At 41.6% G+C, this 26,482-nt stretch carries 27 protein-coding genes, 1 pseudogene and 1 other annotated feature; of the genes and pseudogenes, 22 read left to right on the top strand and 6 right to left on the bottom strand.

Annotated elements, in window-relative coordinates; genetic code table 11:
* Positions 1–84: 84 nt before the first annotated feature.
* From MHB45_RS15025 to deoC, 3 genes are all read left to right on the top strand, one after another.
* Positions 85–837 (top strand): 16S rRNA (uracil(1498)-N(3))-methyltransferase, encoded by a 753-nt coding sequence (locus MHB45_RS15025; protein ID WP_034308528.1) that lies wholly within the window; start codon positions 85–87, stop codon positions 835–837.
* Between the two features lie 6 nt (positions 838–843).
* Positions 844–2,181: a tRNA (N(6)-L-threonylcarbamoyladenosine(37)-C(2))-methylthiotransferase MtaB gene (mtaB, locus tag MHB45_RS15020; RefSeq protein ID WP_072273238.1), complete on the top strand. Its 1,338-nt coding sequence runs from the start codon at positions 844–846 to the stop codon at positions 2,179–2,181.
* 159 nt (positions 2,182–2,340) lie between these two features.
* Positions 2,341–3,012: a deoxyribose-phosphate aldolase gene (deoC, locus tag MHB45_RS15015; protein WP_048682875.1), complete on the top strand. Its 672-nt coding sequence runs from the start codon at positions 2,341–2,343 to the stop codon at positions 3,010–3,012.
* A gap of 531 nt (positions 3,013–3,543) precedes the next feature.
* Here the strand turns inward: deoC and MHB45_RS15010 are convergent.
* Positions 3,544–4,476, bottom strand: a complete 933-nt coding sequence (locus MHB45_RS15010) for a Na/Pi symporter (protein ID WP_072273237.1) — start codon at positions 4,474–4,476, stop codon at positions 3,544–3,546.
* 236 nt (positions 4,477–4,712) lie between these two features.
* On the opposite strand from MHB45_RS15010, the gene rpsU reads away from it, so the two are divergent.
* The 5 genes from rpsU (at position 4,713) to MHB45_RS14985 (ending at position 8,520) form a co-directional block, all read left to right on the top strand.
* Positions 4,713–4,886: a 30S ribosomal protein S21 gene (gene rpsU / locus MHB45_RS15005; RefSeq protein WP_028391853.1), complete on the top strand. Its 174-nt coding sequence runs from the start codon at positions 4,713–4,715 to the stop codon at positions 4,884–4,886.
* Between the two features lie 14 nt (positions 4,887–4,900).
* Positions 4,901–5,344 carry a GatB/YqeY domain-containing protein gene (locus MHB45_RS15000; RefSeq protein ID WP_048682886.1) on the top strand — a complete coding sequence of 148 codons (444 nt, stop codon included), beginning with the start codon at positions 4,901–4,903 and terminating at the stop codon, positions 5,342–5,344.
* 299 nt (positions 5,345–5,643) lie between these two features.
* Positions 5,644–6,963: an NfeD family protein gene (locus tag MHB45_RS14995; protein WP_397330407.1), complete on the top strand. Its 1,320-nt coding sequence runs from the start codon at positions 5,644–5,646 to the stop codon at positions 6,961–6,963.
* A 50-nt stretch (positions 6,964–7,013) separates the two neighbouring features.
* The gene (floA, locus tag MHB45_RS14990) at positions 7,014–8,003 is read left to right on the top strand and encodes a flotillin-like protein FloA (RefSeq protein ID WP_373567482.1); all 990 of its coding nucleotides are present in this window, start codon (positions 7,014–7,016) and stop codon (positions 8,001–8,003) included.
* 22 nt (positions 8,004–8,025) lie between these two features.
* Positions 8,026–8,520 carry a hypothetical protein gene (locus tag MHB45_RS14985; RefSeq protein ID WP_048682893.1) on the top strand — a complete coding sequence of 165 codons (495 nt, stop codon included), beginning with the start codon at positions 8,026–8,028 and terminating at the stop codon, positions 8,518–8,520.
* 284 nt (positions 8,521–8,804) lie between these two features.
* Here MHB45_RS14985 and MHB45_RS14980 read toward each other — a convergent pair.
* A pseudogene (locus MHB45_RS14980) lies at positions 8,805–9,050 on the bottom strand (recombinase family protein); the annotation flags it as partial.
* Positions 9,051–9,114: 64 nt separating this feature from the next.
* On the bottom strand, positions 9,115–10,281 hold the full coding sequence (locus tag MHB45_RS14975; protein WP_142398460.1) for a cupin domain-containing protein: 1,167 nt from the start codon (positions 10,279–10,281) through the stop codon (positions 9,115–9,117).
* 236 nt (positions 10,282–10,517) lie between these two features.
* On the opposite strand from MHB45_RS14975, the gene MHB45_RS14970 reads away from it, so the two are divergent.
* The gene (locus MHB45_RS14970) at positions 10,518–10,832 is read left to right on the top strand and encodes a recombinase family protein (RefSeq protein WP_081088669.1); all 315 of its coding nucleotides are present in this window, start codon (positions 10,518–10,520) and stop codon (positions 10,830–10,832) included.
* Here the strand turns inward: MHB45_RS14970 and MHB45_RS14965 are convergent.
* From MHB45_RS14965 to MHB45_RS14955, 3 genes are all read right to left on the bottom strand, one after another.
* Positions 10,825–11,211, bottom strand: a complete 387-nt coding sequence (locus MHB45_RS14965) for a recombinase family protein (protein ID WP_340907949.1) — start codon at positions 11,209–11,211, stop codon at positions 10,825–10,827. The genes MHB45_RS14970 and MHB45_RS14965 overlap by 8 nt on opposite strands.
* Before the next feature lie 799 nt (positions 11,212–12,010).
* The gene (locus tag MHB45_RS14960; RefSeq protein WP_142953095.1) at positions 12,011–12,496 is read right to left on the bottom strand and encodes a hypothetical protein; all 486 of its coding nucleotides are present in this window, start codon (positions 12,494–12,496) and stop codon (positions 12,011–12,013) included.
* Between the two features lie 1,545 nt (positions 12,497–14,041).
* On the bottom strand, positions 14,042–14,257 hold the full coding sequence (locus MHB45_RS14955) for a hypothetical protein (RefSeq protein ID WP_048686960.1): 216 nt from the start codon (positions 14,255–14,257) through the stop codon (positions 14,042–14,044).
* Between the two features lie 102 nt (positions 14,258–14,359).
* Between MHB45_RS14955 and yqfC the strand changes: the two genes are divergently transcribed.
* The 13 genes from yqfC (at position 14,360) to MHB45_RS14890 (ending at position 26,470) form a co-directional block, all read left to right on the top strand.
* Positions 14,360–14,644 (top strand): sporulation protein YqfC, encoded by a 285-nt coding sequence (gene yqfC / locus MHB45_RS14950; RefSeq protein ID WP_034308511.1) that lies wholly within the window; start codon positions 14,360–14,362, stop codon positions 14,642–14,644.
* Between the two features lie 15 nt (positions 14,645–14,659).
* Positions 14,660–15,847: a sporulation protein YqfD gene (yqfD, locus tag MHB45_RS14945; protein WP_072273235.1), complete on the top strand. Its 1,188-nt coding sequence runs from the start codon at positions 14,660–14,662 to the stop codon at positions 15,845–15,847.
* A 3-nt stretch (positions 15,848–15,850) separates the two neighbouring features.
* Positions 15,851–16,813, top strand: a complete 963-nt coding sequence (locus MHB45_RS14940) for a PhoH family protein (protein ID WP_034308506.1) — start codon at positions 15,851–15,853, stop codon at positions 16,811–16,813.
* A 190-nt stretch (positions 16,814–17,003) separates the two neighbouring features.
* Complete coding sequence (locus tag MHB45_RS14935) at positions 17,004–19,169, top strand: HD family phosphohydrolase (RefSeq protein WP_048685713.1); 2,166 nt, start codon at positions 17,004–17,006, stop codon at positions 19,167–19,169.
* Positions 19,166–19,642: an rRNA maturation RNase YbeY gene (gene ybeY, locus MHB45_RS14930; protein ID WP_034308501.1), complete on the top strand. Its 477-nt coding sequence runs from the start codon at positions 19,166–19,168 to the stop codon at positions 19,640–19,642. The genes MHB45_RS14935 and ybeY overlap by 4 nt, the downstream gene beginning before the upstream one ends.
* On the top strand, positions 19,620–19,997 hold the full coding sequence (locus MHB45_RS14925; RefSeq protein WP_048685711.1) for a diacylglycerol kinase family protein: 378 nt from the start codon (positions 19,620–19,622) through the stop codon (positions 19,995–19,997). Before ybeY ends, MHB45_RS14925 begins: the two co-directional genes overlap by 23 nt.
* 39 nt (positions 19,998–20,036) lie before the next feature.
* Positions 20,037–20,435 (top strand): cytidine deaminase, encoded by a 399-nt coding sequence (locus tag MHB45_RS14920; RefSeq protein ID WP_048685709.1) that lies wholly within the window; start codon positions 20,037–20,039, stop codon positions 20,433–20,435.
* Positions 20,428–21,357: a GTPase Era gene (era, locus tag MHB45_RS14915; RefSeq protein WP_034308493.1), complete on the top strand. Its 930-nt coding sequence runs from the start codon at positions 20,428–20,430 to the stop codon at positions 21,355–21,357. The genes MHB45_RS14920 and era overlap by 8 nt, the downstream gene beginning before the upstream one ends.
* A 98-nt stretch (positions 21,358–21,455) precedes the next feature.
* Entirely contained in the window at positions 21,456–21,599 is a 144-nt protein-coding gene (locus MHB45_RS14910; protein ID WP_065310843.1) for a YqzL family protein, read from the top strand.
* A gap of 33 nt (positions 21,600–21,632) precedes the next feature.
* The gene (recO, locus tag MHB45_RS14905; RefSeq protein ID WP_048685708.1) at positions 21,633–22,385 is read left to right on the top strand and encodes a DNA repair protein RecO; all 753 of its coding nucleotides are present in this window, start codon (positions 21,633–21,635) and stop codon (positions 22,383–22,385) included.
* A gap of 58 nt (positions 22,386–22,443) precedes the next feature.
* Positions 22,444–22,619 (top strand) — a binding site (T-box leader).
* Between the two features lie 98 nt (positions 22,620–22,717).
* Entirely contained in the window at positions 22,718–23,614 is an 897-nt protein-coding gene (glyQ, locus tag MHB45_RS14900) for a glycine--tRNA ligase subunit alpha (RefSeq protein WP_034308488.1), read from the top strand.
* Positions 23,601–25,670, top strand: a complete 2,070-nt coding sequence (gene glyS / locus MHB45_RS14895; RefSeq protein WP_048685706.1) for a glycine--tRNA ligase subunit beta — start codon at positions 23,601–23,603, stop codon at positions 25,668–25,670. The genes glyQ and glyS overlap by 14 nt, the downstream gene beginning before the upstream one ends.
* Positions 25,671–25,831: 161 nt before the next feature.
* Positions 25,832–26,470 (top strand): helix-turn-helix transcriptional regulator, encoded by a 639-nt coding sequence (locus MHB45_RS14890; RefSeq protein ID WP_034308483.1) that lies wholly within the window; start codon positions 25,832–25,834, stop codon positions 26,468–26,470.
* Positions 26,471–26,482: the final 12 nt, after the last annotated feature.

Below are 26,482 nucleotides of genomic sequence, written 5' to 3'. Positions count from 1 at the left end.
AGCTTGAATCTTTGCACGGCTTGCATTCTGGATTCCTGACTGTTAGCCTGTGAGTTATTTAGACTAGACGAAGTAGGTGGCAGTGTGCAACGGTATTTTCTTAACGAAGCAGATATCAATGGAAACATGGTGACGATATCAGGTGATGATTTTCACCATATCGCCAGGGTGATGAGAATGGGACCAGGTGAGCGGATCATCACGGTGAAAGGTAATGGCATGACGGCTATCGCGGAAATTTCGGAAATTACTGATGATGCCGTAATAGGTACGGTAACCGAATGGAAGAATGAAGAAAAGGAACTTCCTGTAAGGGTAGTGATTGCGAGCGGTCTGCCTAAAGGGGATAAATTGGAATATATCGTTCAAAAGGGCACTGAACTGGGTGCCGTTGAATTTATCCCTTTTATTGCTGCTCGTTCGGTGGTAAAATGGGACCACAAAAAGGTAGGCAAGAAATTGGAGAGGCTCCAGAAGATTTCAAAAGAGGCGGCTGAGCAATCTCACCGCACGGTTATCCCTGCCATCAAGGAACCGATGACGGCAGATCAGCTAGCTGGGTATGCTTCCGGTTTCGATCATAAATTAATCGCTTTTGAAGAAGAGGCAAAACGGGGGGAAACTTCTGTACTCGCTTCTGTCTTGAAAGATATTACTGCTGGGCAATCCATCCTATTCGTTTTTGGGCCTGAAGGTGGTTTAGCAGATAAGGAAATTGAAAAACTGACTGATGCCGGTTTTATGGCTTGCGGTCTTGGACCAAGAATATTAAGAACTGAAACAGCACCTTTATATGCACTTTCCGCTGTTTCTTATCATGTAGAACTTTTGAGGTGATGAAAAATGGCAACGGTCGCTTTCCATACATTAGGCTGTAAAGTGAATCATTATGAAACAGAGGCTATATGGCAATTATTCAAAACTGGGGGATATGATCGTGTTGAGTTTGAAAATACATCAGATGTATATGTCATCAACACATGCACGGTGACAAACACTGGCGATAAGAAAAGCCGTCAGGTCATCCGTCGTGCCATTCGTAAGAATCCGAATGCCGTCATAGCGGTAACGGGATGTTACGCACAGACATCGCCGGCAGAAATCATGGCCATACCAGGTGTGGATATTGTTGTAGGAACACAAGACAGGGTTAAACTGCTTGATTACATTGAGCAATTCAAGGTTGAGCGTGAACCAATCAATGCCGTAGGAAATATCATGAAAAACCGTGTCTACGAAGAGTTGGATGTACCTGCTTTCACAGACCGTACACGCGCTTCACTGAAGATTCAGGAAGGCTGCAATAATTTCTGCACTTTCTGCATCATTCCTTGGGCACGTGGCTTGATGCGTTCCCGCGATCCAAAGGAAGTCGTTCACCAGGCTGAACAGCTTGTCGAGGCAGGCTATAAAGAGCTAGTCCTTACCGGAATTCATACGGGCGGCTACGGAGATGATTTGAAAGACTATAATTTGGCGATGCTGCTGCGGGACTTGGAAAAAGTCGATGGGCTGAAGCGTATCCGTATTTCATCCATTGAAGCCAGCCAAATTACAGATGAGATCATTGAAGTGCTGACGAATTCGAAAAAAGTGGTACGTCATTTGCATATACCAATCCAATCGGGTTCCGATACCGTTCTAAAACGGATGAGACGTAAATATACGATGGATTTCTTCGGTGATCGAATCGAAAAGCTGAAAATTGCACTTCCGGGTCTTGCTGTTACCTCTGATGTCATCGTAGGTTTCCCGGGTGAAACTGAAGAAGAATTCATGGAGACATATAACTTTATAGAAAAATATAAATTCTCCGAACTTCATGTTTTCCCTTATTCAAAACGGACAGGGACTCCAGCTGCCCGTATGGGAGATCAAGTGGATGAAGATATCAAAAATGAACGAGTCCACCGCCTTATTACGTTGTCGGATCAGTTGGCAAAAGAGTATGCCTCCCGATTCGAGGGGGAAGTTCTGGAAGTCATTCCTGAAACGAAGTTGGAAAATGGACTTTATGAGGGCTACTCAGATAATTACATGAAAGTCGTCTTCCAGGCATCGGAAGAAATGGTCGGTGAAATCGTCAAAGTTAAAATCACAAAATCTGGCTATCCATTTAGTGAAGGTCAGTTCGTGACGGTCGTGAAGGATTTTCCGTTGCAACAAGCATCCAATATCTAAGACAGCGGTTTATCGCTGTCTTTTTTTATTATCCTTTTTTAGATGTGTTTTCTTGGCACTTTCGGGTAAAGACTATATATATCGTCAAACTGGTTAAACTATGGTATCATGAGAGGTACGTACAACTAGGTATAGATTGTTTTTGAGGAGGATTTATTAATGTCACAAAATGTAGCAGGTTTAATTGACCACACGTTATTAAAAGCAGATGCAACCAAAGAGCAAATAAAGGTATTATGCGAAGAAGCGAGAGAGTATAACTTTGCTTCCGTATGCGTAAACCCAACTTGGGTGAAATATGCAAGTGAACTTTTGGAAGGTTCAGAAGTGAAGGTTTGTACGGTTATCGGCTTCCCTCTAGGTGCAACCACACCGGAAACCAAAGCTTTTGAAACGAAAGATGCCATCGCCAATGGTGCTCACGAAGTCGATATGGTGATCAATATCGGCGCATTGAAGGACAAGGATGATGAGTTGGTAGAGCGGGATATTCGTGCTGTGGTAGCGGCATCCACTGGTAAGGCTCTTTCAAAAGTGATCATTGAAACTTCTTTATTGACCGATGAAGAAAAAGTCCGTGCATGTGAATTGGCCGTAAAAGCCGGAACGGATTATGTGAAAACATCAACTGGTTTTTCGACCGGCGGAGCGACAGTTGAAGATATCGCGCTTATGAGAAAAACGGTTGGCCCTAATATCGGTGTCAAAGCTTCAGGCGGGGTCCGCAACACGAGCGATGCCCAGAATGTGATTGAAGCTGGTGCAACAAGAATTGGAGCGAGTGCAGGTGTCTCCATCGTGAAGGGCTTAACAGCTGATTCCGATTATTGATATTGTAAGGACCGTATAATTCCCTAAAACAAAGCAGGCGGAGAAAAATGAATTATTTTTTCTCCGCCTGTTTTTTATTGATTCCAAAAATAATTCAACTGGCAATTTTATTGGCTTATTTCTTCCATAAAAAAGAGGACCTGTATCATTTTTGGAACCCATACATTCAAAAATAAGTTTATTGTGGATTTAATAGATATTAGGAGGTATCAAACAGGGAGTAAACATGCTTATATTAAATTGGGTTTTCATTTTGAATGGTTTAATGCATGGTGAAATTTTACACTTCAATAACCGTTTTATTTATAATGGCAGTAACTGCTTTTTATCTAACATCATTCTCTAATGAAAGTTTGCTGATTTTGATAGTAGCTGTTGTATTATTGAGTGGTTTGAGCTTATTGAACCATAAAACTAATTATAAAAAGATTAGCTGAAATCGTTTACCGCCCTTAATATCCATGCGTTTAGGTTATGTCTATCTTATTTATGGCTGTCCCATAGTCAGTTGCCAATGACTTTTGGACAGCCTTATTTTTTTAAGTGTGGCCGATGCACCAAAAGAATGAGGTTGGAGAATCGCCGTGCGAATGGCAAGACGGCCAAAGAAGTCAAGATATTGAAAATGACACTGGCATGCGCGAGCTGTGTCCCTTTGTTTTCGGTGAAATAGGCAGCCGTACTTTCCAGGATGTCCACAAAAGGCAGGAATGCGGCAACCCCGATGATGTTCAGCCAAATATGTGCATAAGCTGTGAAGGCAGCTTGTCTGCCAGAACCGATGCTGGCCATGTATCCGGTGATGCAAGTGCCGATATTCGATCCGAGCATGATGATGATTGCCGAGGACACGGATAACTCCCCATTCATCAAAAAACTCATGGCTATCCCGATGGTTGCAGAACTGGAGTGAATGAGTGCCGTCAATAATAACCCGGCAATCAGGGCATAACTCATATGGCCCTCTATGTACTGGATAAGCGTTTGTATGGATGGATAGGCTGCAATAGGTGTCGAAAGCGTTTTAAAACCGCTCATCGCCGCGAAGATGGCCGAGATTCCGATCAGGGACATTCCTAGGCTTCTCGGTAATGCTTTTGGCATGAAGCAAAGGAAAGCGCCGCTTACGACACCGGGAATGATCCAACGATCCAAAGAGAAAGTCATGAACTCTGCTGTAAAGGTGGATCCGATATTCGTTCCAAGAATAATCCCGATTGTTTGCGGGAATGTTAAGCTTCCTGCGGAAACGAGGCCGACCGTCATGACCATGACCGCCGAGCTGCTCTGCAGGATCCCGGTAAAGATGGTTCCGGCCAAGAAGCCTTTCCATGGCTTATCGGTAACCTTTGAGAGAAAGGTTTTTAATGCTGCACCGGACATATTGAACAGTCCGATACGTAAAACTGACATACCTGCCAAAAATATCGCAATGAATAAAAGGAATAAAAATAGCTCATGCATGACTGTCACCTCATAGTAAGCTTATGGCCCATTAACGGGAGACATGCTATAAATTGGATTTTCATGCAAGTTGAATCATCGTTTGGTGAAAAAATATGATAATAACATGATTATATTCAAAATAAGTTTGATTTTATTGGTTGACCTGCTAAAGATGATATATTATAATTGTTTAGTACATGTATAACATGTTGACAACTTGAGTTAGTGTGTTGTTTTCGGAGGGAGGGAAAGAGATGTCTAAAACCGTCGTTCGTAAAAACGAATCGCTTGAAGATGCTCTTCGTCGTTTCAAACGTACTGTATCTAAAGCAGGATCGCTTCAGGAAGCTAGGAAGCGTGAATTTTATGAAAAACCAAGCGTAAAACGTAAGAAAAAGTCTGAAGCTGCAAGAAAACGTAAATTCTAAGAGAGGGTGGAAAGATGAGTCTTCTCGAGCGTTTAAATAATGATATGAAACAAGCGATGAAGAACAAGGAAAAGGACAAACTATCTGTTATTCGGATGCTGAAAGCTTCTATTCAAAACGAAGCCTTGAAGCTGAGACAGGATTTAACAGATGATGAAGAATTGACAGTGCTCTCTCGCGAATTAAAACAACGCAAAGACTCCCTCCAGGAGTTTGAAAACGCAGGTCGTTCAGATCTCGTGGATAAAGTCCGCACCGAACTAGTATACGTAGAGGCATATATGCCTCAGCAACTTTCAGAAGAAGACATTTCTAAAATCGTTAACGAAACGATTTTAGAAGTCAATGCAACATCCAAAGCAGATATGGGCCGAGTTATGGGAGCTTTAATGCCTAAAGTTAAAGGTAAAGCGGATGGTTCTCTAGTTAACAAATTAGTACAACAACATCTATCTTAAACTCTAAACTTAAAACTCGAAACCTAACCGCAGGCAAATTGCCTGTGGTTTTTGTGTATTTCATGAATTTTATGCGTATATTATTGAAACGAAGCCCAAGATAATTGTGGCACTTTTAATTTTATTTGCTTTTTTTGAAACCTTTTTCATATACATACGTAATAACTAAAGAACAGGGTAAAGGGTTGCTTCAATTGCTCCTTATTCGAATTTTAGTTGCGGGCTGAATTTACTGGTAGGTTCCTGGATAATGGGACACTTACCGCGTTTAATACGGGAAAGGGGGCGTTCCGTTGAAAATTTGGCGTTATTTATCTGTACTCCTATTTGGATTGCTGTTCACCATGTCTTCCTTTGGTGGAGCGACGGTATCTGCAAACGAGAAGATCGTTTACCATGTACCCATTGAAGAAACGGTGGAAAAGGGACTCTCGGCCTTTTTGGAACGAGCACTGACCACTGCTGAAGCAGCAGATGCAGATCTTGTCGTTTTCGAGGTGAATACCCCTGGAGGTGCTGTGGATGCAGCAGGGGAAATTGCAAAGTTACTGGCGGATTCACCAATAAAGACAGTTGCCTATGTCAATAATAGGGCTTTATCTGCAGGGGCATACATTTCTTTAAGTGCGGATGAGATCTATATGGTTCCGAGTGCCACCATGGGATCTGCAGCTGTGATTGATTCAACAGGGAACGCTGCAAGTAAGAAAGCGCAATCTTATTGGTTGGCTGCCATGAAGACTGCTGCTGAACAAAATGGACGTGATCCCATATACGCCCAGGCGATGGCGGATGTTGACATCGATCTACCCGAATATGGAGCGGAAAAAGGGAAGTTGCTGACATTTACAGCCGAACAGGCAAAAAAGGCTGGGTATAGCGAAGGCACTGTCTCTGGAAAAGCGGAGCTGTATAGTATACTTGGGGTTGAAGATGCTGATATTCGGTCAATCGAAGAAAGCTTTCCTGAGAAGCTAGCCCGCTTTTTGACCAACCCGATCGTCGTTCCCATTTTATTGACGATAGCGGGAATCGGGATTGTGATGGAATTGTTTTCACCCGGCTTTGGAATTCCGGGCGTAATTGGAATCACCAGTCTTGTCTTATTCTTCTATGGTCATCTTGTCGCCGGTATCACCGGATACGAATCGTTAGCGCTGTTCATCATTGGGGTCATTCTCGTACTAATTGAATTTTTTATCCCAGGGGGGATTATCGGGCTGCTCGGGTTTACAGCGGTAGTGGGGAGTCTATTCCTCGCGACGGGTGATCCGGTCCATATGACGATCTCCTTGCTAATTGCGGTCACCGTATCCATTTTGGTATTCATCCTACTTGTAAAGGTGTTTGGAAAACAGATGAAATTTTTCAGGAAAATGATATTAACCGATGCAACAAAAACGGAACAAGGATATGTCAGCAATCCGAATCGTTTGGATTTATTAGGTGTAGAAGGGAAGGCCCTTACAGATTTGAGGCCTTCAGGAACAGCTTTGGTCAAAGAAGAAAGAGTGGATGTCGTGACCGAAGGAAGCTTTATTTCCAAAGGTTCGTCAATCATTATCGTTAAAGTTGAAGGATCAAGGGTAGTCGTCCGGGAAATTCCGGATTCAAATTAAAATTATAAGATACAGGAAGGATGAATCATTAAGTGATAACTTCAGGAACGATATTTATTGTACTGGCAGTGATTGCTGCTATCATCGTATTGGCAGTGTTTTTCACATTCGTACCAGTCATGTTATGGATTTCCGCTTTAGCGGCAGGAGTCAAAATCAGTATATTTACATTAGTTGGGATGAGGCTTCGCCGTGTTATACCAAGCAGGGTCGTCAATCCCCTTATCAAGGCCCATAAGGCTGGAATCAATGTTTCGACGAATCAATTGGAGAGCCATTACCTTGCAGGCGGTAATGTCGATCGAGTGGTGAATGCATTAATTGCTGCAGAACGCGCCAATATCACGTTACCATTCGAACGGGGTGCAGCCATTGACCTTGCCGGTCGTGATGTACTGCAAGCCGTTCAAATGAGCGTTAACCCGAAAGTGATCGAAACTCCATTCATCTCAGGTGTAGCGATGAATGGTATTGAAGTGAAAGCGAAGGCAAGGATCACGGTCCGGGCCAATATTGAACGCCTGGTCGGTGGTGCCGGTGAAGAGACGATCATTGCCCGTGTAGGGGAAGGGATCGTATCGACGATCGGTGCTTCGCAAATGCATACGGATGTACTGGAACATCCCGATTTGATTTCAAGAACGGTTTTATCGAAAGGGTTGGATTCAGGGACGGCATTCGAAATTCTTTCCATTGATATTGCTGAAGTGGATATCGGTAAAAATATCGGGGCCATCTTACAGACGGACCAAGCCGAAGCCGATAAGAAAATAGCCCAGGCAAAGGCCGAAGAACGACGTGCGATGGCTGTTGCACTTGAACAGGAAATGGTTGCCCGTGTTCAGGAAATGAGAGCGAAGGTTGTTCAATCCGAAGCGGAAGTTCCGCTGGCCATGGCCGATGCACTGAAAAGCGGAAACCTTGGAGTGATGGATTATATGAATATCCAAAATATCACGGCCGATACGGATATGCGCGGTTCCATCAGTAAAATATCCGAAAATCCAAAAGATAACAACAATAACCATAATAATAATTAGGTCAGGGAAGGAAGGTCTTTAAATGGGAGATTTTATTGATTTCTTTCTCAAGAACCCATTCCTTATCATTGTCTTGATCGGTATTTTAACGTCCATGTTAGGAAAGAAAAAACAGGCTCAAAATCCTAACACCCCTCCGAAAAAGAAATGGCAGGAGGTCATGCAGGAGCTTCAAGGTGAAATGCAGCAAGGGAATCAGCAGCAAACGCCTGCTCCTGCTCCCGTAAGGAAAGTCGAACAGCAGCCAGCACAGGCTGCAGAAGTGATCGATGAGACGAAGAACGAAGCGAATGAAAGGATTGCGGAGCTTAGACGGATTCAACAGAAGTATGATCAAGAGCGTTTGTATCAAAAAGCGAAGGCAGATCAACTTACATCAACGATTTCTGATAAAAACAGTCCGGTCTATCGGAAAGGACCGTCTTTCGGCAAAAAGCAGCTGATTGATGGCATCATCATGTCAGAAGTGCTGGGACCGCCAAGGGCGAAGAGAAGTCTTCAGAGGTCCAGAAGGTGATTCGGAGCCCCGGCCTTATTTTAGACCGTCATCTAATGAGCATGAAAAAATAGACTTTCATTCACTTATAATTTTGTGCTAGAACCCTCTTTCATTTCATACATATGAAATGTTTTAAAGAGGGTTCTTTTTTTTCTCTACTCTAGCTAAAGAAAGTCTGAATTTTTTATGGCGTGTGATGAACCGACTATGGGTATAACCTGCCAAAGACACCAGTGAAAATGTTGAAATATACCCCCCATGTGGACTTGTTAAACAAAAAGAGACACCTTGATGGAGTCTCCTTAGTTTGCTTCATATTCCTTAACCTTACGATAGAATGTAGCCTTAGTCATATTTGATTTCTTCATTGCTTCAACTGCAGTGGTATCTCCTGCTTTCCATTACTTATAAGCCTCTTCAAATTCGGATGTAATAGATGTTTTAGGTCTTCCTAGGTGTTTACCCTGTGCCTTTGCCGATGCTATGCCTTCAGCTTGGCGAGCCTTTATCTTAGTTCTCTCTTCCTCAGCAACCCGATCGTGGATTTGACATTTTGTTTTATGTCTTTAATGTAGTAATAAAAGGGATTCGCCAATCCAAAATTCTCTAATTCTACATGTTTTTGCTTTGCTGAAGAAGTTTTGATTCTCCTGTACGTTCCCATTCTTCTACTGTTTCATATGCTTTTTCGGGAGAATATCCTTTCCCTACAAGAACTCCCATTAGAATAAATTCTTGAAGAATGTGTGTTGCATTTATTCCTCTTTTAACATCCTCTAACCCTTCTTTTACCAAAAATTCAGTGTACCGTATCCATTCATCTGGAGTCTTACCAGAAATAACTGTTGTATCTCCATTGCCATGACCGTAGCCTTCTTCCGCAGCTATTGCATCTTCTTTAGTTACATGAACCGTACCCAATGGATGTTGTGGAGGAGCATATATCGAGTAAAGTTTTAAAGGGGTATTACCTGTATTGGTTACATTGTGCCATGTTCCTGCAGGTATCATAATGGCAGAATCATCATAAACGTTTCTTACAAAGTCTAAATTATCCTTTCTCTTGCCCATTTGAACAATCCCTTGACCTTCTTCAATACGTAAAAATTGGTCAAGGTTAGGGTGAATTTCTAAACCAATATCTTCACCAACGTTAAGACTCATCAATGTAACTTGCAAATGTTTTCCTGTCCATAAAGCGGTACGATAGGTACTGTTTTGCTTCGTAGCCTCATTGATATTCACTACAAATGGTTTCGGTCCATAATCTTTTACCTCAATTTTATTTCTGACTTGCCGTTCGGTGTGCGTTACCTTTGGATTTATTGAAAAATATAACAAAAACCATACAGCGTGATTTTGTTCGTCTGCTGCTGCACGTCGAAATCTTTCTTTAATGAAAGTATCCTGTGCCTTATCTGCTATATCTAAATAAAAATCAACGGCTTCTTGTTCATCTTTAAAGGCAAATTCGATTCCTGCTCTATACTTTTCAGGACATTCTTCAGTGATTTTATAAGTGGGCTGCCTACCTGTTAAATTTGTATAAATTCCGCTGAACTCTTCAAGATGACGTCTTTCATCTTTTTGAATCTCAAGTATTTTGTTCCTTTCATCCTGTGTAGGTGCGTTATTGGCTAACTTTTCATAACAAGCAATAGCACTAAACTCCGCATTAATTGCTTTCTGAATATCGCTTGCTAATTGGGTGTCATTCGTTTGACGAAAATATCCATTATAATATGGATGATAATTATAGAAATCTTCATTTGAATACATTATTGATTGTCCTCCAGATGTTAAATAGTCAACTTATCATATGCTTTGTAAATAGGTGGGTGTGCAAGGACAAGGACAAGGAGGGATTAGTTAGTTAAATAGGAGGTCATAAAAGGTATTATATTTAGTTTGCACCCAGGTTGACTTCAGCTACATTGTTTTATACTGTTTTAGTCTAATAACACTTGTGAAGAGTTAGCTCTACAAACTCGAAGCATTACGCACGTTATGAATCGATGATATCAAGTAAAGAGTTAAAAACTATCATTCGCAGAATGAGGAACGGTAAAATAGAAGGTGTAAGACGAGGTCAATGGGTGCAAGGTGTCCCTCCCGTTGGATACATACGAGGGGATGACAAGAAGCTTGTAATAGTTGAATCAGAAGCTAACCTTGTTCGACAGATATTCAACTATGCTGAGAACGGTAATGGAATCCCCACTATCGTTAGAAAGCTAACAGGACAAAAAACGAGAACTGGTAAAGCATTCACTTTAACTTCTATTAATACCATACTTAAAAATGAAACCTACACAGGAAGAATTATATAAATGTTAAAGATACATCTAACATAAAACGGTCTGATTCATCGTTCAGATTGAATATTCTGCTTGGAGTGATGATAGGTACATCATTCTCTTCTAATACCTTTGCAATCATTTGTGAATAGAGATTATCACGAGCAATCCTACTGAGTTCAACTACAACTAGTCCATCATACAAGCCTTGTGCAATATCTTTAAGTAATTGTAATAGGACTTTTCTCTCTTCAAACTTGCCTCCCGATTCAATCTCTTCATATAACTTGTACTTATATGATTTTGATTCGCATAATCTTTTAGTAATTGTCCTGTGATTAAGTAGAACATCTTCAGATTCGTTATTATCCCTTGAGATTCGATTATAGATGGCTACTGTTTTAATTAGCATGTTATGAACTCCTAAAGAATAGTAGGGTATTAAGATTAACTTATATCATAGCTACAGTCTGTAAGTAATCTCATACATCGAGATGAAAGGGGGTTCTTTGCTTTGTCGATAACTTTAGGATTTTTTGGGAAGTGAGATGAGGTCACCTTTGGTATGTTCACTTTTGGTAACTTCAATCGTTCATGCTAGATGGTAAAACCGATGGTAAAGTAACCACAACCCAAGGTATTTCTTCTTAACGCAACCTTTGGTTTGTTAGGAATGCTTGGCTTTATCATTAATGGTCTGGAAATATCAGGGAAAATTGGTTATTGGATTATACGGCAGATGGTTAAAGAAGATAAATTCAATCCTTATTATCACTTTTTTTAGTTTCTTTTACATGAAAAACTGAAATGTTGAAGCTCTAGTAACTCGATTGTATATACCTGGAAACAGTGATTCTCTTTGTAGGCAGAGTATTATTTAATCCTATAGTTGAATATTGGCGATACTAGAAATACAAATTATAATAACTTTATTACATGTCGTTTGAATAGGGGGCTTTCTCTTACTGAAGTACTATTCAACTAACGAGTGCTTTACTTCAGTTACAGCTGCCATTTTCGGCGGTTTTTTTATGGACGAACGGGGAAGTTCAGGTGAAGAAGGGATGAGACTTCGTTTAATTTACCTGTGAAACTAAAAACCACAACGGTCAATAAGCATCTGAAAGTTGTAAAACAGAAAAAGCCCACAACCTTGAGGGTGGACTCTTCGTTCTCCTATTTACGGACTTTGGCTTGTCCCATTTAGGGAATTAGTTGGCGATTTTTGTAACCACTATTGAAGGATACCTATACATTACATTGAGAGATGCAGCTATTACCCTAATACTTAGCCTATCGTTTGCGGCTAATCGCAGTTGGATTGTTCTTCCTATCGTGTTTCTAATTTCAAGTTGCGGCGGGTTACCGCCTGGTCCGCCTGTAATACGATTAAAGGATTCAAAAGTGCTTTCAAGAACTGGAGTTGTATCGTTTATGAATAACCTGAACTGTACTTCGGTATTAAACGCCAAGTTAGAAGCATTAATAAGGCTAGCTGTTAAATCCATGCTGATCTCATATACCCCAGCAGTCAAAACCTCAAGATCAGTATAAGGGCCAGGACCAGGAGGAAATGGAGCTGTTTCTAATAACGGCCCAGGAGTAGTGAATACAACCTTCTGCCCCAAAGCAAGTGGACTTACCTGAGACACTGTGACAAAAATTTCAGACGGATTATACAATGATCCATAAGCCAAAGCACCCCCTGGCCCCTGAGGCCCCTGAGGCCCTTGAGGCCCCTGAGGCCCCTGAGGCCCCTGAGGCCCCTGAGGCCCTTGAGGCCCCTGAGACCCTTGAGGCCCCTGAGGCCCTTGAGGCCCCTCAGGCCCTTGAGGCCCCCGAGGCCCTTGAGGACCTGTTTTCCCTTGAGGCCCCTTAGGTCCGCACGGAATACATGTGCTGCATTGTCTGCATGAGCATTTATTGTTACTTAGATCCATATCTATCATCTCCTTTCAAATTATGTTATCAATATATTTAAAATAGAAGGAATTGGCTTGTGTGCATTTCTTATTACAGAAAAAAAGTCTTATATCGTAGGCCTTATAGCCATAAACTAAAAGGTGGCCATCGGATATAGCTCTCTCCTAGTTGTTTCTCTGATTTATCCATTCGAACAGAAATCCCTACCATGTTAGGTTGGGGATTTACCTTAAAACAATAACTGATTTAAATACGAATTAGAAAAGCCATTTCTGCTTAGTGATACGGATAAAATACAAGAAGATTTTCAAACAGAGTTATTAAATTTATCAGAGGACTGTATTACGGGTGATTTTGACACTTACATATAAAACCCTTTTCCTTCAAACATATAACAAAATTCTTAACTGTAAATTGACTTTGCTTAATCAAAATGCGCTTCGTATCGGTTTTTTCACACCATCATGGGTGTATACAGATGCTTTCCTCCAATACGTTCAATGATCCGCTCCAATATACAAAAAGAGCCTCAATTAAGAGACTCCTCTTTCGTCTATACTCTAGGCGCTCCATCTTTAAATTTGCTTTTATCAGTCTTGTAATGGGATTCTACAAGCGATATTGCCCATTCAGCAGTTTGTTCTTTATGAACCCATCTTGTGTAGTAGTTCTTTGTAATTGAATGATTGATTTGAAAGTATACACAGTATAGGATTTCCTCTTCAAACAACGCTTTAAGATATTCTACAACAGACTTTCTGTTAATTCCTGTATCGTTCTCCTTCTGTATTGTTTATAACTTTCCCAGACGATAAATAGAGATGTTGTTTTGGGCAAATGGAGGCTTTGCCACTTGCGCCATACATCTCTATCTATCCCCTTCTGAAAGTGTCCGATCCCTCTCAAAAGTACTAGTGTTTTCGAGGATAGGGGGACACCTAATTATTTATCTTCATCGATTGCATTAGCGAATTTCCTTAAAAACATTGGTCCTAAATTTCATTTGGTATGGTTCGAATCACTTCTATTAGGATTCGTGTTCCTTTTGCATTATTGCAACCTTTAACAACATCCAAGTATTGTCGTCATTACTAGCTGTATGAGAATTACATACCTTTTGTGGAAGTTTATGATTTACATCAAAATTACTAGTGCTTTTGCAGATTTGACAGTATCTACCGTACTTCTTAAAGGCTGCTAGCTTCTGCTCGTTGGTAAAATTATCACCATTTTCCTTTCGTTTTTACTCTCGGTTGTTATTACATTCCCGACAAGCACTAGTAAGACCATCTGTTTTATTTCTGTCTTTACTGAATTCTTTAATACAAGCCTTGTGCAATATCCTTAAGTAATTGTAATGGGACTTTTCTCTCTTCAAACTTGCCTCCCGATTCAATCTCTTCATATAACTTGTACTTATATGATTTTGATTCGCATAATCTTTTAGTAATTGTCCTGTGATTAAGTAGAACATCTTCAGATTCGTTATTATCCCTTGAGATTCGATTATAGATGGCTACTGTTTTAATTAGCATGTTATGAACTCCTAAAGAATAGTATGGTATTAAGATTAACTTATATCATAGCTACAGTCTGTAAGTAATCTCATACATTGAGATGAAAGGGGGTTCTTTTTTATGGCACGCAATTGGGGAAAAAAAGTGAAACAGCTTATGACCAAAACAATGGACCTTCCGCAAGATGTCATGATGGACCTGCCGCGAATTACAATGATCGGACAATTACATATTTATATTGAAAACCATCGTGGCCTATTGGCTTTTACAGACAGCGAAGTACGATTGATGCTGAAAAATGGGCAGTTGCTGATAAAGGGAAATGCCTTTGTCATAAAGACGATTTTGCCGGAAGAAATCATGCTCGAAGGCAAAATTGACAAGGTTTATTTTATCAATGAATGATCCCGGGAGGTCTCCATGAAAAACCAATGGACAAACTATTATACAGGCTATGTAAAGGTGAAGGCTTATGGAAAAGGTGCAGAACGGTTAATTAATATGCTGACGAGAAGGGGGCTTCATATCTGGGAAGTGAAGCGTGTCGGAAGTGAAGCCCTGATTTTCCATATGGATATCAGGGATATCCCCAAACTACGTCAGGTCATGCGTAAGAGTGATTGTAAAGTAAAGTTCATGCAGGGAAAGGGTTTCCCTTTCCTGATGAAGAGAGTCATGAAAAACAGCGGGTTTTTAGCGGGGATGATCGCTTTCCTGCTATGTATATTTGTACTTTCCAATATGGTATGGGGCATCGAGGTTCAAGATGCCAAACCGGCAACCGAGCATGCCATCCGGAAAGAATTGGACAAGATGGGCGTGAAGATCGGTAAAGTGCAATTCTTCGTTGATGATGTGGATACGATTCAGCGTAAGCTGTCGGACCGGATTGGTGCATTGACATGGGTGGGGGTCGAGCTAAAGGGAACGACATATCATTTTCGGGTTGTGGAAAAACGGCAGCCTAAAGAGGTCGAGAAAACATCTCCACAGAATTTGGTAGCATCAAAAAAAGCGATCATCGCTGATATGTTCGTTGAAAAAGGACAATCTATTGTTAATGTGAATGATTATGTAGGAAAAGGACAACTTCTTGTTTCAGGATTGATTGGTAAAGAGGATAAACAGGAAATTGTATCCGCAAAGGGAGTAATAAAAGGGAAAACGTGGTATAAAGCGAAAGTGGAAGTTCCGTTAAAAACTAAGTTTTCTGTTTTTAACGGAGATGAAACGAGCAAGCACTTTTTGAAAATGGGGGGCTTTTCCCTTCCGGTATGGGGCTTCAAGGATCCGGGATATGAAAAACAGGAAAAGGAAACGACAGTGAGGCCTTTTCACTTTCTTCAATGGGAACTGCCGATTTCTTATAAACAAGTGACCTTAAGGAGCAAGGAAGATATTGTACGAAGCTATACGGAGAAAGAAGCGGTGGAGGAAGGCAGGAAAATGGCTAAAGCGGAATTAAACAAACATTTAGACGAGGAAGATGAAATCGTCGAAGAAAAAATTTTGCACGAAAGCATGGAGAATGGTAAAGTTAAATTGTCTATACATTACCAAGTTATTGAAGATATAGCGATTGGACAGCCAATCATTCAAGGAGACTAACGAATGGCAGATGATGTGAAAGTAATTAAGCTCGAAATCGAATCACCCAATGAAGCGATCGCGTTATTGGGCAATGGGGATTCAAATGTAAAAGTGCTTGAAGAGGAACTTGGCATTTCCGTCATAACCCGAGGTGAAGCGGTGAGTGTTGCCGGGGATATCGAGCGGGTAACGATGGGGGAAGAGATCCTCAAGGCATTATTGACTGTAGTCAGAAAAGGAATTGCAATCAGTTCCAGAGATGTGCTTTATGCAATTGAATTGGCAAGAAAAGGCACATTGGAGTATTTCGGTGAATTATATGATGAGGAAATCGCTAAAACGGCTAAGGGGAAATCCATTAAAGTCAAAACAATCGGGCAGAGATACTATATCCAGGCAATTAAGAAACAGGATCTTGTATTTGGAATTGGGCCTGCCGGAACCGGGAAGACCTATCTTGCTGTAGTGATGGCCATCAATGCTTTGAAAAATGGACATGTTAAACGGATCATCCTGACACGGCCTGCCGTCGAAGCAGGGGAGAGCCTTGGTTTTCTGCCTGGTGATCTGAAGGAAAAGGTAGATCCTTATCTAAGGCCGCTGTATGACGCTCTCCATGACCTCCTGGGGATGGAACAGACGCAAAGGATGATAGAGCGCGGAACGATCGAAATAGCTCCCCTGGCTTATATGAGGGGCCGTACGCTTGAAGATGCCTTTGTCATATTGGATGAAGCCCAGAATACGACGGAAGCCCAAATGAAGATGTTCTTGACCAGGCTTGGTTTCGGATCGAAAATGGTCATTACGGGAGACCGGACCCAGATTGACCTTCCAAAAGGCATGAAGTCAGGTCTTGTCCGGGTAGAAGAGATATTGAAGAATGTTAAAGGCCTTTCCTTTGTTTATTTTGAACAAAGTGATGTAGTAAGGCATCCGCTTGTCGCTAAAATCATTACTGCTTACGAGCAGGCGAAGTCATAAGAAAAAATCCGCCATTTCAATCGGCGGATTTTTCGTGATGTGTCTAAATGACGAACTTTATGGTGAAAAAGTGGATATGAAATGACAGAACCTTTACATTTATCAATACGAAGGTGAAAATTCATATGAAAACTGTTATGATTTTACATATCTAGAATAATAAACATCATTTTTTTTAGGAGGACCTTCCTTGAATCGTATCCAGAAATTCTTCACTCAAATAAAAGGGCTGTTGGTCCATCGTTTTTTTCAAGTGCTTTTGTTCATCATACTTGGTTTGTTTGCGTATGGTTTAATGTTCTCCAATGTGAAGCCGGAAAGGGTTCAGGTAGAGCTTTTTAAGCCTGCGGAACAAACGATCCGATCAACCAAAACTGTGGAAGATACCTATAAGACGGAACAGGAAAAAGAAGAGATTTCAAAACAGGTGGCGGATGTTTATTCTTTAAAAAAAGAATATGCCAAAAATAAAGTCGATCTGATTTCATCCATTTTCGATTCAGCGATTGAGGTGAATAAGGAAACGGACCCCGATGAAGATCATAATGAAGATGGGGATAAAAAAGAGACCGTAAAGACGGATGCTCAAAAAGTTTCGATATTAAAAGAAAAATTGACTGATGAAGTGAATAAGAATATCGAGGAATCCGTTTTCCTTGCATTAGTGCAGGCGGATGAAGATGAGTTGAAAATAGCGAAGGATTCGACCATTACGGCAGTGAATAATGTGATGAGCTCCCGAATCGCTGCAAGTGACGTCGAAAATGCCAAGAAAAAGGTTGTAGAGGAATTAGGGTATATGAGCATTAGCGGCGATATGAAAAAAGCCTCCACTTCCCTTGCGCGTACGGCAATCATTCAGAATGTATTTTTCGATAAGGACAAAACCGAGGAACAGCGAAGGAAAGCGGTTGAAAGCGTGGAGCCGATCAGGATCCTTCAAGGTCAGATCATCGTTGAAGAAAATCAGTTAGTGGACAGGGATGTATATAGGCAGCTTGAACTGGCAGGCTTCTTAAATACGGAGTCTACCATTTACCCGTATATCGGCCTGCTGTTATTCATATTCCTGACTTTTGCCGCTTTTTATTACTATTTCTACTATTCCGTTTCCAAAAAGGATAACAAGTACAATCAGTTATTGATCTTCAGTCTTGTCTTTATCCTTTCAATGGCTACCATGAAAACGGTCAGCATTCTGGCAGACCTGAAAAACTCGAACTTGGAATACATTTTTCCGGGTGCCATGGCGGCGATGCTCATCAAGATATTATTGAATGATAGGTTAGCGGTAGCGATGATCATATTGTTAGGTTCGTATGGTACGATTATATTTAATGGTGATACACCTGGAAATCTGGATTTCTCGATGGGGCTTTATATCATTTTCGGGGGATTGACGGCAATCATCATCCTATCCAGGCCAAATTTCAAATCAAAGGTGCTGGTAGCGGGGCTGCTATTGTCTTTAATCAATATGGCATTTGTTTTTTCGCTCATCTTTATTATGGACAGCCATTATACTAGAATGGAGTACTTGTATTATGCTTCTGCTGCCATAGGTTCTGGAGTCGGTGCAGCCGTTTTGACAATGGGCCTGTTACCGTTTTTCGAGGCTGGTTTCGGGATTTTATCATCGATTAAGCTTATCGAGCTCGCGAATCCCAATCATCCGTTATTGCGGAAGATCTTGATTGAGGCTCCGGGGACATATCATCATAGTGTAATGGTCGCCAATTTGGCGGAATCGGCTTGTGAAGCCATCGGCTCGAATGGTTTGCTGGCAAGGGTCGGCAGTTATTATCATGATATCGGTAAAACGAAGCGGCCGCACTTCTTCATCGAAAATCAGATGAGTGAAGAGAACCCGCATGATCGGCTTCAGCCGGAAACGAGCAGGGATATCATCATTTCCCATGCTGTAGATGGCGGGGAGATGCTGCGCAGTCACAAATTCCCGAAGGAGATTGTGGATATTGCAGAGCAGCATCATGGGACCACATTATTGAAATTTTTCTACCATAAGGCAAAAAAACAGGATGAGGCCACACTCGAGGCGGCCTATCGATATCCCGGGCCGAGGGCGTTAATGAAGGAAGTGGCCGTCATCGGCATAGCCGATAGTGTGGAAGCTGCAGTGAGATCGATGAAGCACCCAACTCCGGAGAAGATTGAAGAGCTGGTAAGTTTCATCATTCAGGACAGGATTTCTGATGGTCAATTTGATGAATGTGACATTACTATGAGAGAATTAAGTATCGTGAAGCATTCCTTATGTGAATCGCTGAATGGTATCTTCCACTCCAGGATTGAATATCCGGAGCCGGATAAATTAGGACAGAAGGTGAAAGAATGATTTTAGCTATCGATTTAATGGATGAAACGAATGAAGTAACGGAGGAAGCTCAGCAGCTTGTTGAAAGCATTCTTCAATTTGCGGCAAGAAAAGAAAACATTGAAAAAGACACCGAGCTGTCTGTTACATTTGTAGACAATGATAGGATTCGGGAAATCAATAAAGAATATCGTCATAAAGATTCAGCTACAGATGTCATTTCTTTTGCGCTTGAAGAAATGGGAGAAGATGAAGTGGAAATTGTCGGAGCGGAAATGCCCCGCATGTTAGGGGATATCATCATTTCCATTGAACGCACGAAAGAACAAGCTGAAGAATATGGTCATTCATTTGACCGGGAACTTGGATTTTTAGCACTGCATGGTTTTCTTCATTTATTGGGATTCGACCACATGAATGAAGAAGATGAAAAAGTGATGTTCACAAAACAAAAGGAGATCTTGGAAGAATATGGACTTTCAAGAGAAGGATAAAAAAAAGTATCCTTTATTAAAAAGTTTCTCTTTTGCCTGTCAGGGAATTTTGGAGGCTGTTCGGACTGAACGCAATATCAAGATTCATTTCGCGTTAACGGCAATCGTCGTATTCTTTGGTTGGCACTTCTCATTGAATGGGATGGAGTGGCTTTTCATTTTGGCGGCCATAGCCGGTATGATTACGTTGGAGCTCGTTAATTCCGCGATTGAAAGGGTAGTGGACCTGGTAACGGACCAAATCCATCCGCTTGCCAAGCAGGCAAAAGATATTGCAGCCGGAGCTGTATTCATATATGCTATATTTTCTATAATAGTTGGATTGATTATCTTTTTGCCTAAGGTTGGCCTGTAGGTTGCCGAAATGGTACTCAATTTGAAAGGAAGATGTGAATTGAATACAAAAGAATTGATTGAGGAAGCTAAAAAAGCAAGGGATAAAGCTTATGTGCCTTACTCCAAGTTTAAGGTGGGGGCAGCCCTTTTAACCGCTGATGGAAAGGTCTATCATGGTTGTAATATAGAAAATGCTGCATACAGCATGTGTAATTGCGCCGAAAGGACAGCTTTATTCAGCGCTTATGCCCATGACGATAAAAAATTCACCAAACTTGCAGTCGTGGCGGATACCGATGGTCCCGTCGCTCCATGCGGGGCATGCAGGCAGGTTATTTCAGAACTGTGCGAAAAGGATATGCCGGTCGTTTTGACCAACTTACATGGGGATATAAAAGAACTAACAGTACAGGAATTGCTTCCAGGAGCTTTTTCACCGGAGGATTTAAATGGATAAACTATTTGACGATACACAAGTAAAAGGTTACAAATCAGGTTTCATTTCAATAATTGGACGACCTAATGTAGGAAAAAGTACATTTCTGAATCGGGTCATCGGTCAAAAGATCGCCATTATGAGTGATAAACCGCAAACCACAAGAAATAAGGTCCAGGGTGTACTTACGCAAAACGATTCACAAATGATTTTCATCGATACACCCGGCATTCATAAACCAAAGCATAAGCTTGGCGACTTCATGATGAAAGTGGCAACGAATACATTGAAGGAAGTCGATTTGATTCTCTTCATGATCAATGCGACTGAAGGATACGGACGCGGGGACGAGTTCATCATCGAAAAACTTCAATCCGTAAAAACGCCTGTTTTCCTGGTCGTAAACAAAATCGATGCGATGCATCCAGATGATTTACTTCCGATCATTGAAAAATACCAACAGCTTTACCCTTTTGCGGCAGTCGTTCCGATTTCTGCGCTTGAAGGGAATAATGTTGATACACTGCTTGAACAAATCAAAGAGCATCTGCCTGAAGGTCCCCAGTTTTATCCAGCTGACCAAGTGACCGACCACCCGGAACGTTTTATCATTTCCGAATTGGTCCGCGAGAAGGTACTGCACCTGACAAGGGAAGAAATTCCACATTCAGTGGCTGTTGTCATCGATTCCATTAAAAAAATGGACAACAGCGACACCATCAATGTCATGGCGACGATCGTTGTCGAACGTGATTCACAAAAAGGCATTGTCATCGGAAAGCAAGGGAAAATGCTTAAAGAAGTCGGCAGCCGTGCCAGGGTAGATATCGAAAACCTATTGGGTTCTAAAGTCTTCTTGGAACTGTGGGTCAAGGTACAGAAGGATTGGCGTAACAAAGCAAGCCAGCTTCGCGATTACGGCTTCAATGAAAGCGAGTATTAATTAACAAAATTTACGCGTCATGAAAGTTAGGAAAACGGTCAAGCTAATCATATGGTCGGATATTCATATTGCTAGTAAAAATGAAAGGTGGGCTTTATATGTTGGATTTTACCTGGGAATTATTCACTGAAACAGGTAATGTGGACACCTATTTGCTGTTTAAGGAGATAGAAGTCGAAAGACAGGAAAGACACTTGGGATTGAATGATGAGCTAGCAGAAATTGATTTTCCTGTTTCATAGGTTAGCCTTGGCGAGCATGGGTGGTGTCTTGGTATGCTCCAAAAATGTGAGGGCATTGTCATAAGGCGAACTGCATATGGAGAAAATAACAAAATCATTACTATATATACCCGTGAGCTAGGGAAAATTGGCGTCATGGCGAGAGGGGCCAGTAAACCTAACAGCAGGCTTTCAGCCGTCACACAGCTTTTTTGCTCCGGGTATTTTCTTGTAACCACATCAACCGGACTCGGCAGTCTTCAGCAAGGCGAAATGGTCGATTCACTCCGTTTCATAAGGGAGGATCTTTTTGCCACCGCTTATGCTTCATATATTGTTGAATTGCTTGATAAAAGCGTCGAGGATAAGAAACCGAATCCATATTTGTATGAATTGCTTTCGCAAACTTTGCATTACATAAACGAGGAATATGACGCGGAGGTTTTGACATTCATTTTTGAAATGAAGATGCTGCCCGTCAATGGGATTAACCCAGTGCTGAATCAGTGTGCAGTATGTGGTGAAACGGAAGGGGAATTCTCCTTCTCGCTTCGGGAAGCGGGCTTTATCTGTCACCGCTGTCTGGGGAAAGACCCATATCATTATAAAATTTCACCTGCAGCCGTCAAATTGCTTCGGATTTTTTATTATTTCGATTTATCAAGGCTCGGAAACATTTCCGTCAAGCCTGAAACGAAAAAAGAACTGCGGAAGATCATCGATGCATATTATGAGGAATATTCCGGTCTGCATTTGAAATCAAAAAAGTTCCTGAAACAGATGGATACGATGAAAGATATGTTTTAGGTTCTGACCTATTGACATTCCATGCTAGTTTGTATAAAATTCTAATCATCAAAATAAGAAGATTGCGTTGATGGAAAAGAGTATCTGTCATTCTCCATAAAAAGCGAACCCGGGACGGTGGAAGCCGGGATATGGATTTACAGGGAAGGGCGTTCCGGAGCATGTTGCTTTGAAAAGAGGCCGTTTTGTAAACGGCAATTAGGGTGGAACCGCGGGTATACTCTCGTCCCTATGCATTTCGCATAGGGACGGGAGTTTTTTGTTTGCCAAAATGTAATGGGTTCCGACCTTTAATCTTAATAAGAGCCGTTTAAATAACCTGGAGGTGTACGATGAATATTCAAAATATGATTTTAACGTTACAAAAGCATTGGTCTGAACAAGGCTGCATATTGATGAATGCTTATGATGTCGAGAAAGGGGCAGGAACAATGAGCCCATACACGTTCCTGAGAGCCATTGGACCGGAGCCTTGGAGCGTTGCTTACGTAGAGCCTTCCCGCCGTCCTGCTGACGGTCGTTATGGTGAGAACCCTAATCGACTGTATCAGCATCATCAGTTCCAAGTGATCATGAAGCCGTCGCCTGACAATATCCAAGAGTTGTATTTGGATTCATTACGCGCTTTAGGGATAAATCCGCTTGAGCATGATATTCGCTTTGTCGAGGACAACTGGGAAAATCCATCACTAGGGTGTGCCGGTCTTGGTTGGGAAGTGTGGCTTGATGGAATGGAAATCACGCAATTTACATATTTCCAACAAGTGGGCGGCCTTGAGTGTAAGCCGGTTTCCGTGGAAATTACATACGGGATCGAACGTCTCGCCTCTTACATTCAAGATAAGGAGAACGTATTTGACCTAGAATGGACAGATGGATTCACTGTTCGGGATATATTTGGTCAGCCGGAATACGAACATTCGAAATATACGTTCGAAACCTCCGACCTTGATATGCTGTTTCAGCTTTTCACGATGTATGAAAAGGAAGCGCATCGACAAATGGAAGAAGGACTTGTACATCCTGCATATGATTATGTTTTGAAATGTTCCCATACATTTAACCTTTTGGATGCCAAAGGTGCCATCTCGGTGACGGAAAGAACGGGTTATATTGCCCGGTGCCGTAACTTAGCGCGTAAGGTTGCCAAAACCTTCTATGAAGAGCGGGAAAAATTAGGCTTCCCGATCCTGAAAGTGAAAGGGGAGAATACAAATGAGCAAGCGTGATTTGTTATTGGAGATTGGATTGGAAGAGCTGCCTGCCCGTTTTGTGACAGCATCAATGAAACAGTTGTCAGATAAAGTGCAGCAATGGCTAACGGAAAAAGCGATAGAATTCGGGACGGTTGAAGCTTTTTCCACACCAAGACGTTTGGCCGTATTGGTGAAGGACGTGGAAGAATCCCAAAAGGATATCGAAGAAGAGGCAAAAGGTCCGGCCAAAAAAATCGCGTTGGACAGCGAAGGCAACTGGTCTAAAGCAGCATTGGGATTCGTCAGGGGTCAAGGCATGACTTCAGAGGACATTTATTTTAAAGAACTCAAGGGTGTGGAATATGTCCATGTGAATAAATTCATAAAAGGACAGCAGACCGTTCAGCTTTTATCTGAGCTTGCTGAAATCATCAGCGGCATGACGTTCCCCAAAAATATGCGCTGGGCCAATCAGGAGCTCCGCTTCGTCCGTCCGATTAAATGGCTGATTGCCTTATTTGGCAATGAAATAGTGCCATTCAGCATTGCTGATGTGGAAACGGGCCGTGAAACAAAAGGACATCGTTTCTTAGGCAATAGCGCCATCATCGAGCAGCCGCAACGGTACGAAGATACGCTGAATGAACAATTTGTAATGGCAGATCCAGATAAACGCCGGCAAGTTATATTGGATCAGATTAAAGAGCTTGAGCAGGAGAAAGGCTGGATCATCCCTGTCGATGAAGATCTGCTTGAAGAGGTAAATAATTTGGTAGAGTATCCAACGGTGTTATTTGGACATTTTGAAGAAGAATTCCTTGAGCTTCCTGCTGAGGTACTAATCACATCAATGAAGGAACACCAACGTTATTTCCCAGTTAAAGATCAGGAAGGGAACCTGCTTGCTTACTTTGTAACCGTGCGCAACGGCGATGACCGCCATTTGGATAAGGTTTCTAAAGGTAATGAAAAAGTATTGCGTGCCCGCTTATCGGATGCAGCATTTTTCTATAAAGAAGATCAGAAAAAAGAGATTTCGGATGCTTTGAAAAAGCTTGACAGCATCGTTTATCATGAAGAAATCGGTACATTGGCCGAGAAAACTGCCCGGGTAACTGAAGTGACCGGTGCTCTTGCGGATGCTTTGAATTTAAAGGCGGAAAAAGAAATGGCGCTTCGTACAGCGGCAATTGCCAAGTTCGATTTGGTAAGTAATATGGTTTATGAATTCCCTGAATTGCAAGGGTATATGGGTGAAAAATATGCTCTCTTAAAAGGGGAAGCCAAAGAAGTGGCCGCAGCTATCAATGAACATTATATGCCAAGGCATGCGGATGATGATGTACCGCCTTCAGTCATTGGCGCGGTTGTGAGTTTGGCTGAAAAAATTGATACTTTGTCTTCGTTCTTCGCTATTGGCGTCATTCCGACAGGTTCCCAGGATCCTTACGCATTAAGAAGGCAGGCGAGCGGTGTCGTCCAAATTCTAGCTGAGAAGAAATGGAATATTTCATTAGAGGAGCTTATTGTTTTAGGTCTTAAAGGACCGGAATCAAAAGGTATCTTAAAACGTGATCTTGAAGAAGTTAAAACGGACATGTTCACATTCTTTAAAGCTCGTGTCAAACACATGCTTCAAGAACAGCAAATCCGTTACGATTTGATTGACGCAGTTTTGTTCAATGAAATCGGTTATATCCACTCAATCGTGGAACGTGCACATGTATTGGATGCGAAGAAAGAAGAAGCAGGCTTTAAGGAAAGCCTGGAAGCTTTAAGCCGGGTCATGAACATTGCCGTAAAATGTGACAATCAGGTGACAGTCGACCCTGCTGCCTTTGAAAATGATCAAGAAAATGCGTTATATGTAAAATATCAAAAAGTGGCAATGCGTTATATGGAATCTAAAGATGAGAATGAGCGGTTTGAAGAGCTTGTTTCGCTTCAATCGGAAATAGAGTCATATTTCGAGAATACAATGGTCATGGCAGAGGATGAAGCAATCCGCAACAACCGTTTATCCCTAATGAAGGAAATCAGTGATTTGGTTGCAGGTTTTGCTGCCATGAATAAAATCATCCTTACATGATCGAAAGGGTGTATGGTATCGGAAACCCTTTGAATATGGGTTTCCGATTTCTTAAAAAGATAAATGGTCAATAAATAGGACAAAAATGCCCTAATTAAATTATTTAGTATATAATTATTAAATGAATAACTTTTGTTACTTTACTCTGCGAAAGCAGTGGGGTGGTGATTATAATCCAATTGAATAAGCGTCAGGAACAAATTTTACAAATTGTAAAAGAAAATGGACCGATTACTGGAGAACATATTGCGGATAGATTGAACCTTACCAGGGCGACACTTCGCCCGGATTTAGCGATTCTAACGATGGCAGGTTTTCTTGATGCCCGGCCCAGAGTGGGGTATTTCTATACAGGCAGGTCAGGGACACAGCTTTTGACAGATAGCCTTAACCATCTTTATGTACGGGACTACCAATCGATACCTGTCGTCGTTGACGAGGGCATTTCCGTATACGATGCAATCGTCATGATGTTTTTAGAAGATGTCGGAACAATGTTCGTCGTCGATAAGCATGCATTGCTTGTTGGTGTCTTATCAAGGAAAGACTTATTGCGTGCGAGTATTGGGAAACAAGAGCTTAACTCCATTCCAGTCAATATCATCATGACTAGGATGCCCAATATTACAATGTGTTCAAAAGAAGACCTTTTGATTGATGTTGCCAAAAAACTTATTGATAAACAAATCGACTCATTACCGGTCGTCAAAGACACAGAAAAGGGCTATGAAGTAATTGGAAGGATTACAAAAACCAATATTACGAAAGCATTCGTAGCTTTGGCTGATGAAGGCTATTAGGGGGCTTGCAAA

It is taken from the genome of Peribacillus sp. FSL K6-5616 (assembly GCF_038008245.1).
Taxonomy (GTDB): Bacteria; Bacillota; Bacilli; order Bacillales; family DSM-1321; genus Peribacillus; species Peribacillus frigoritolerans.
The sequence above is the reverse complement of the archived record's forward strand: the minus strand, read 5'-3'. Positions and strand labels throughout refer to the sequence as shown.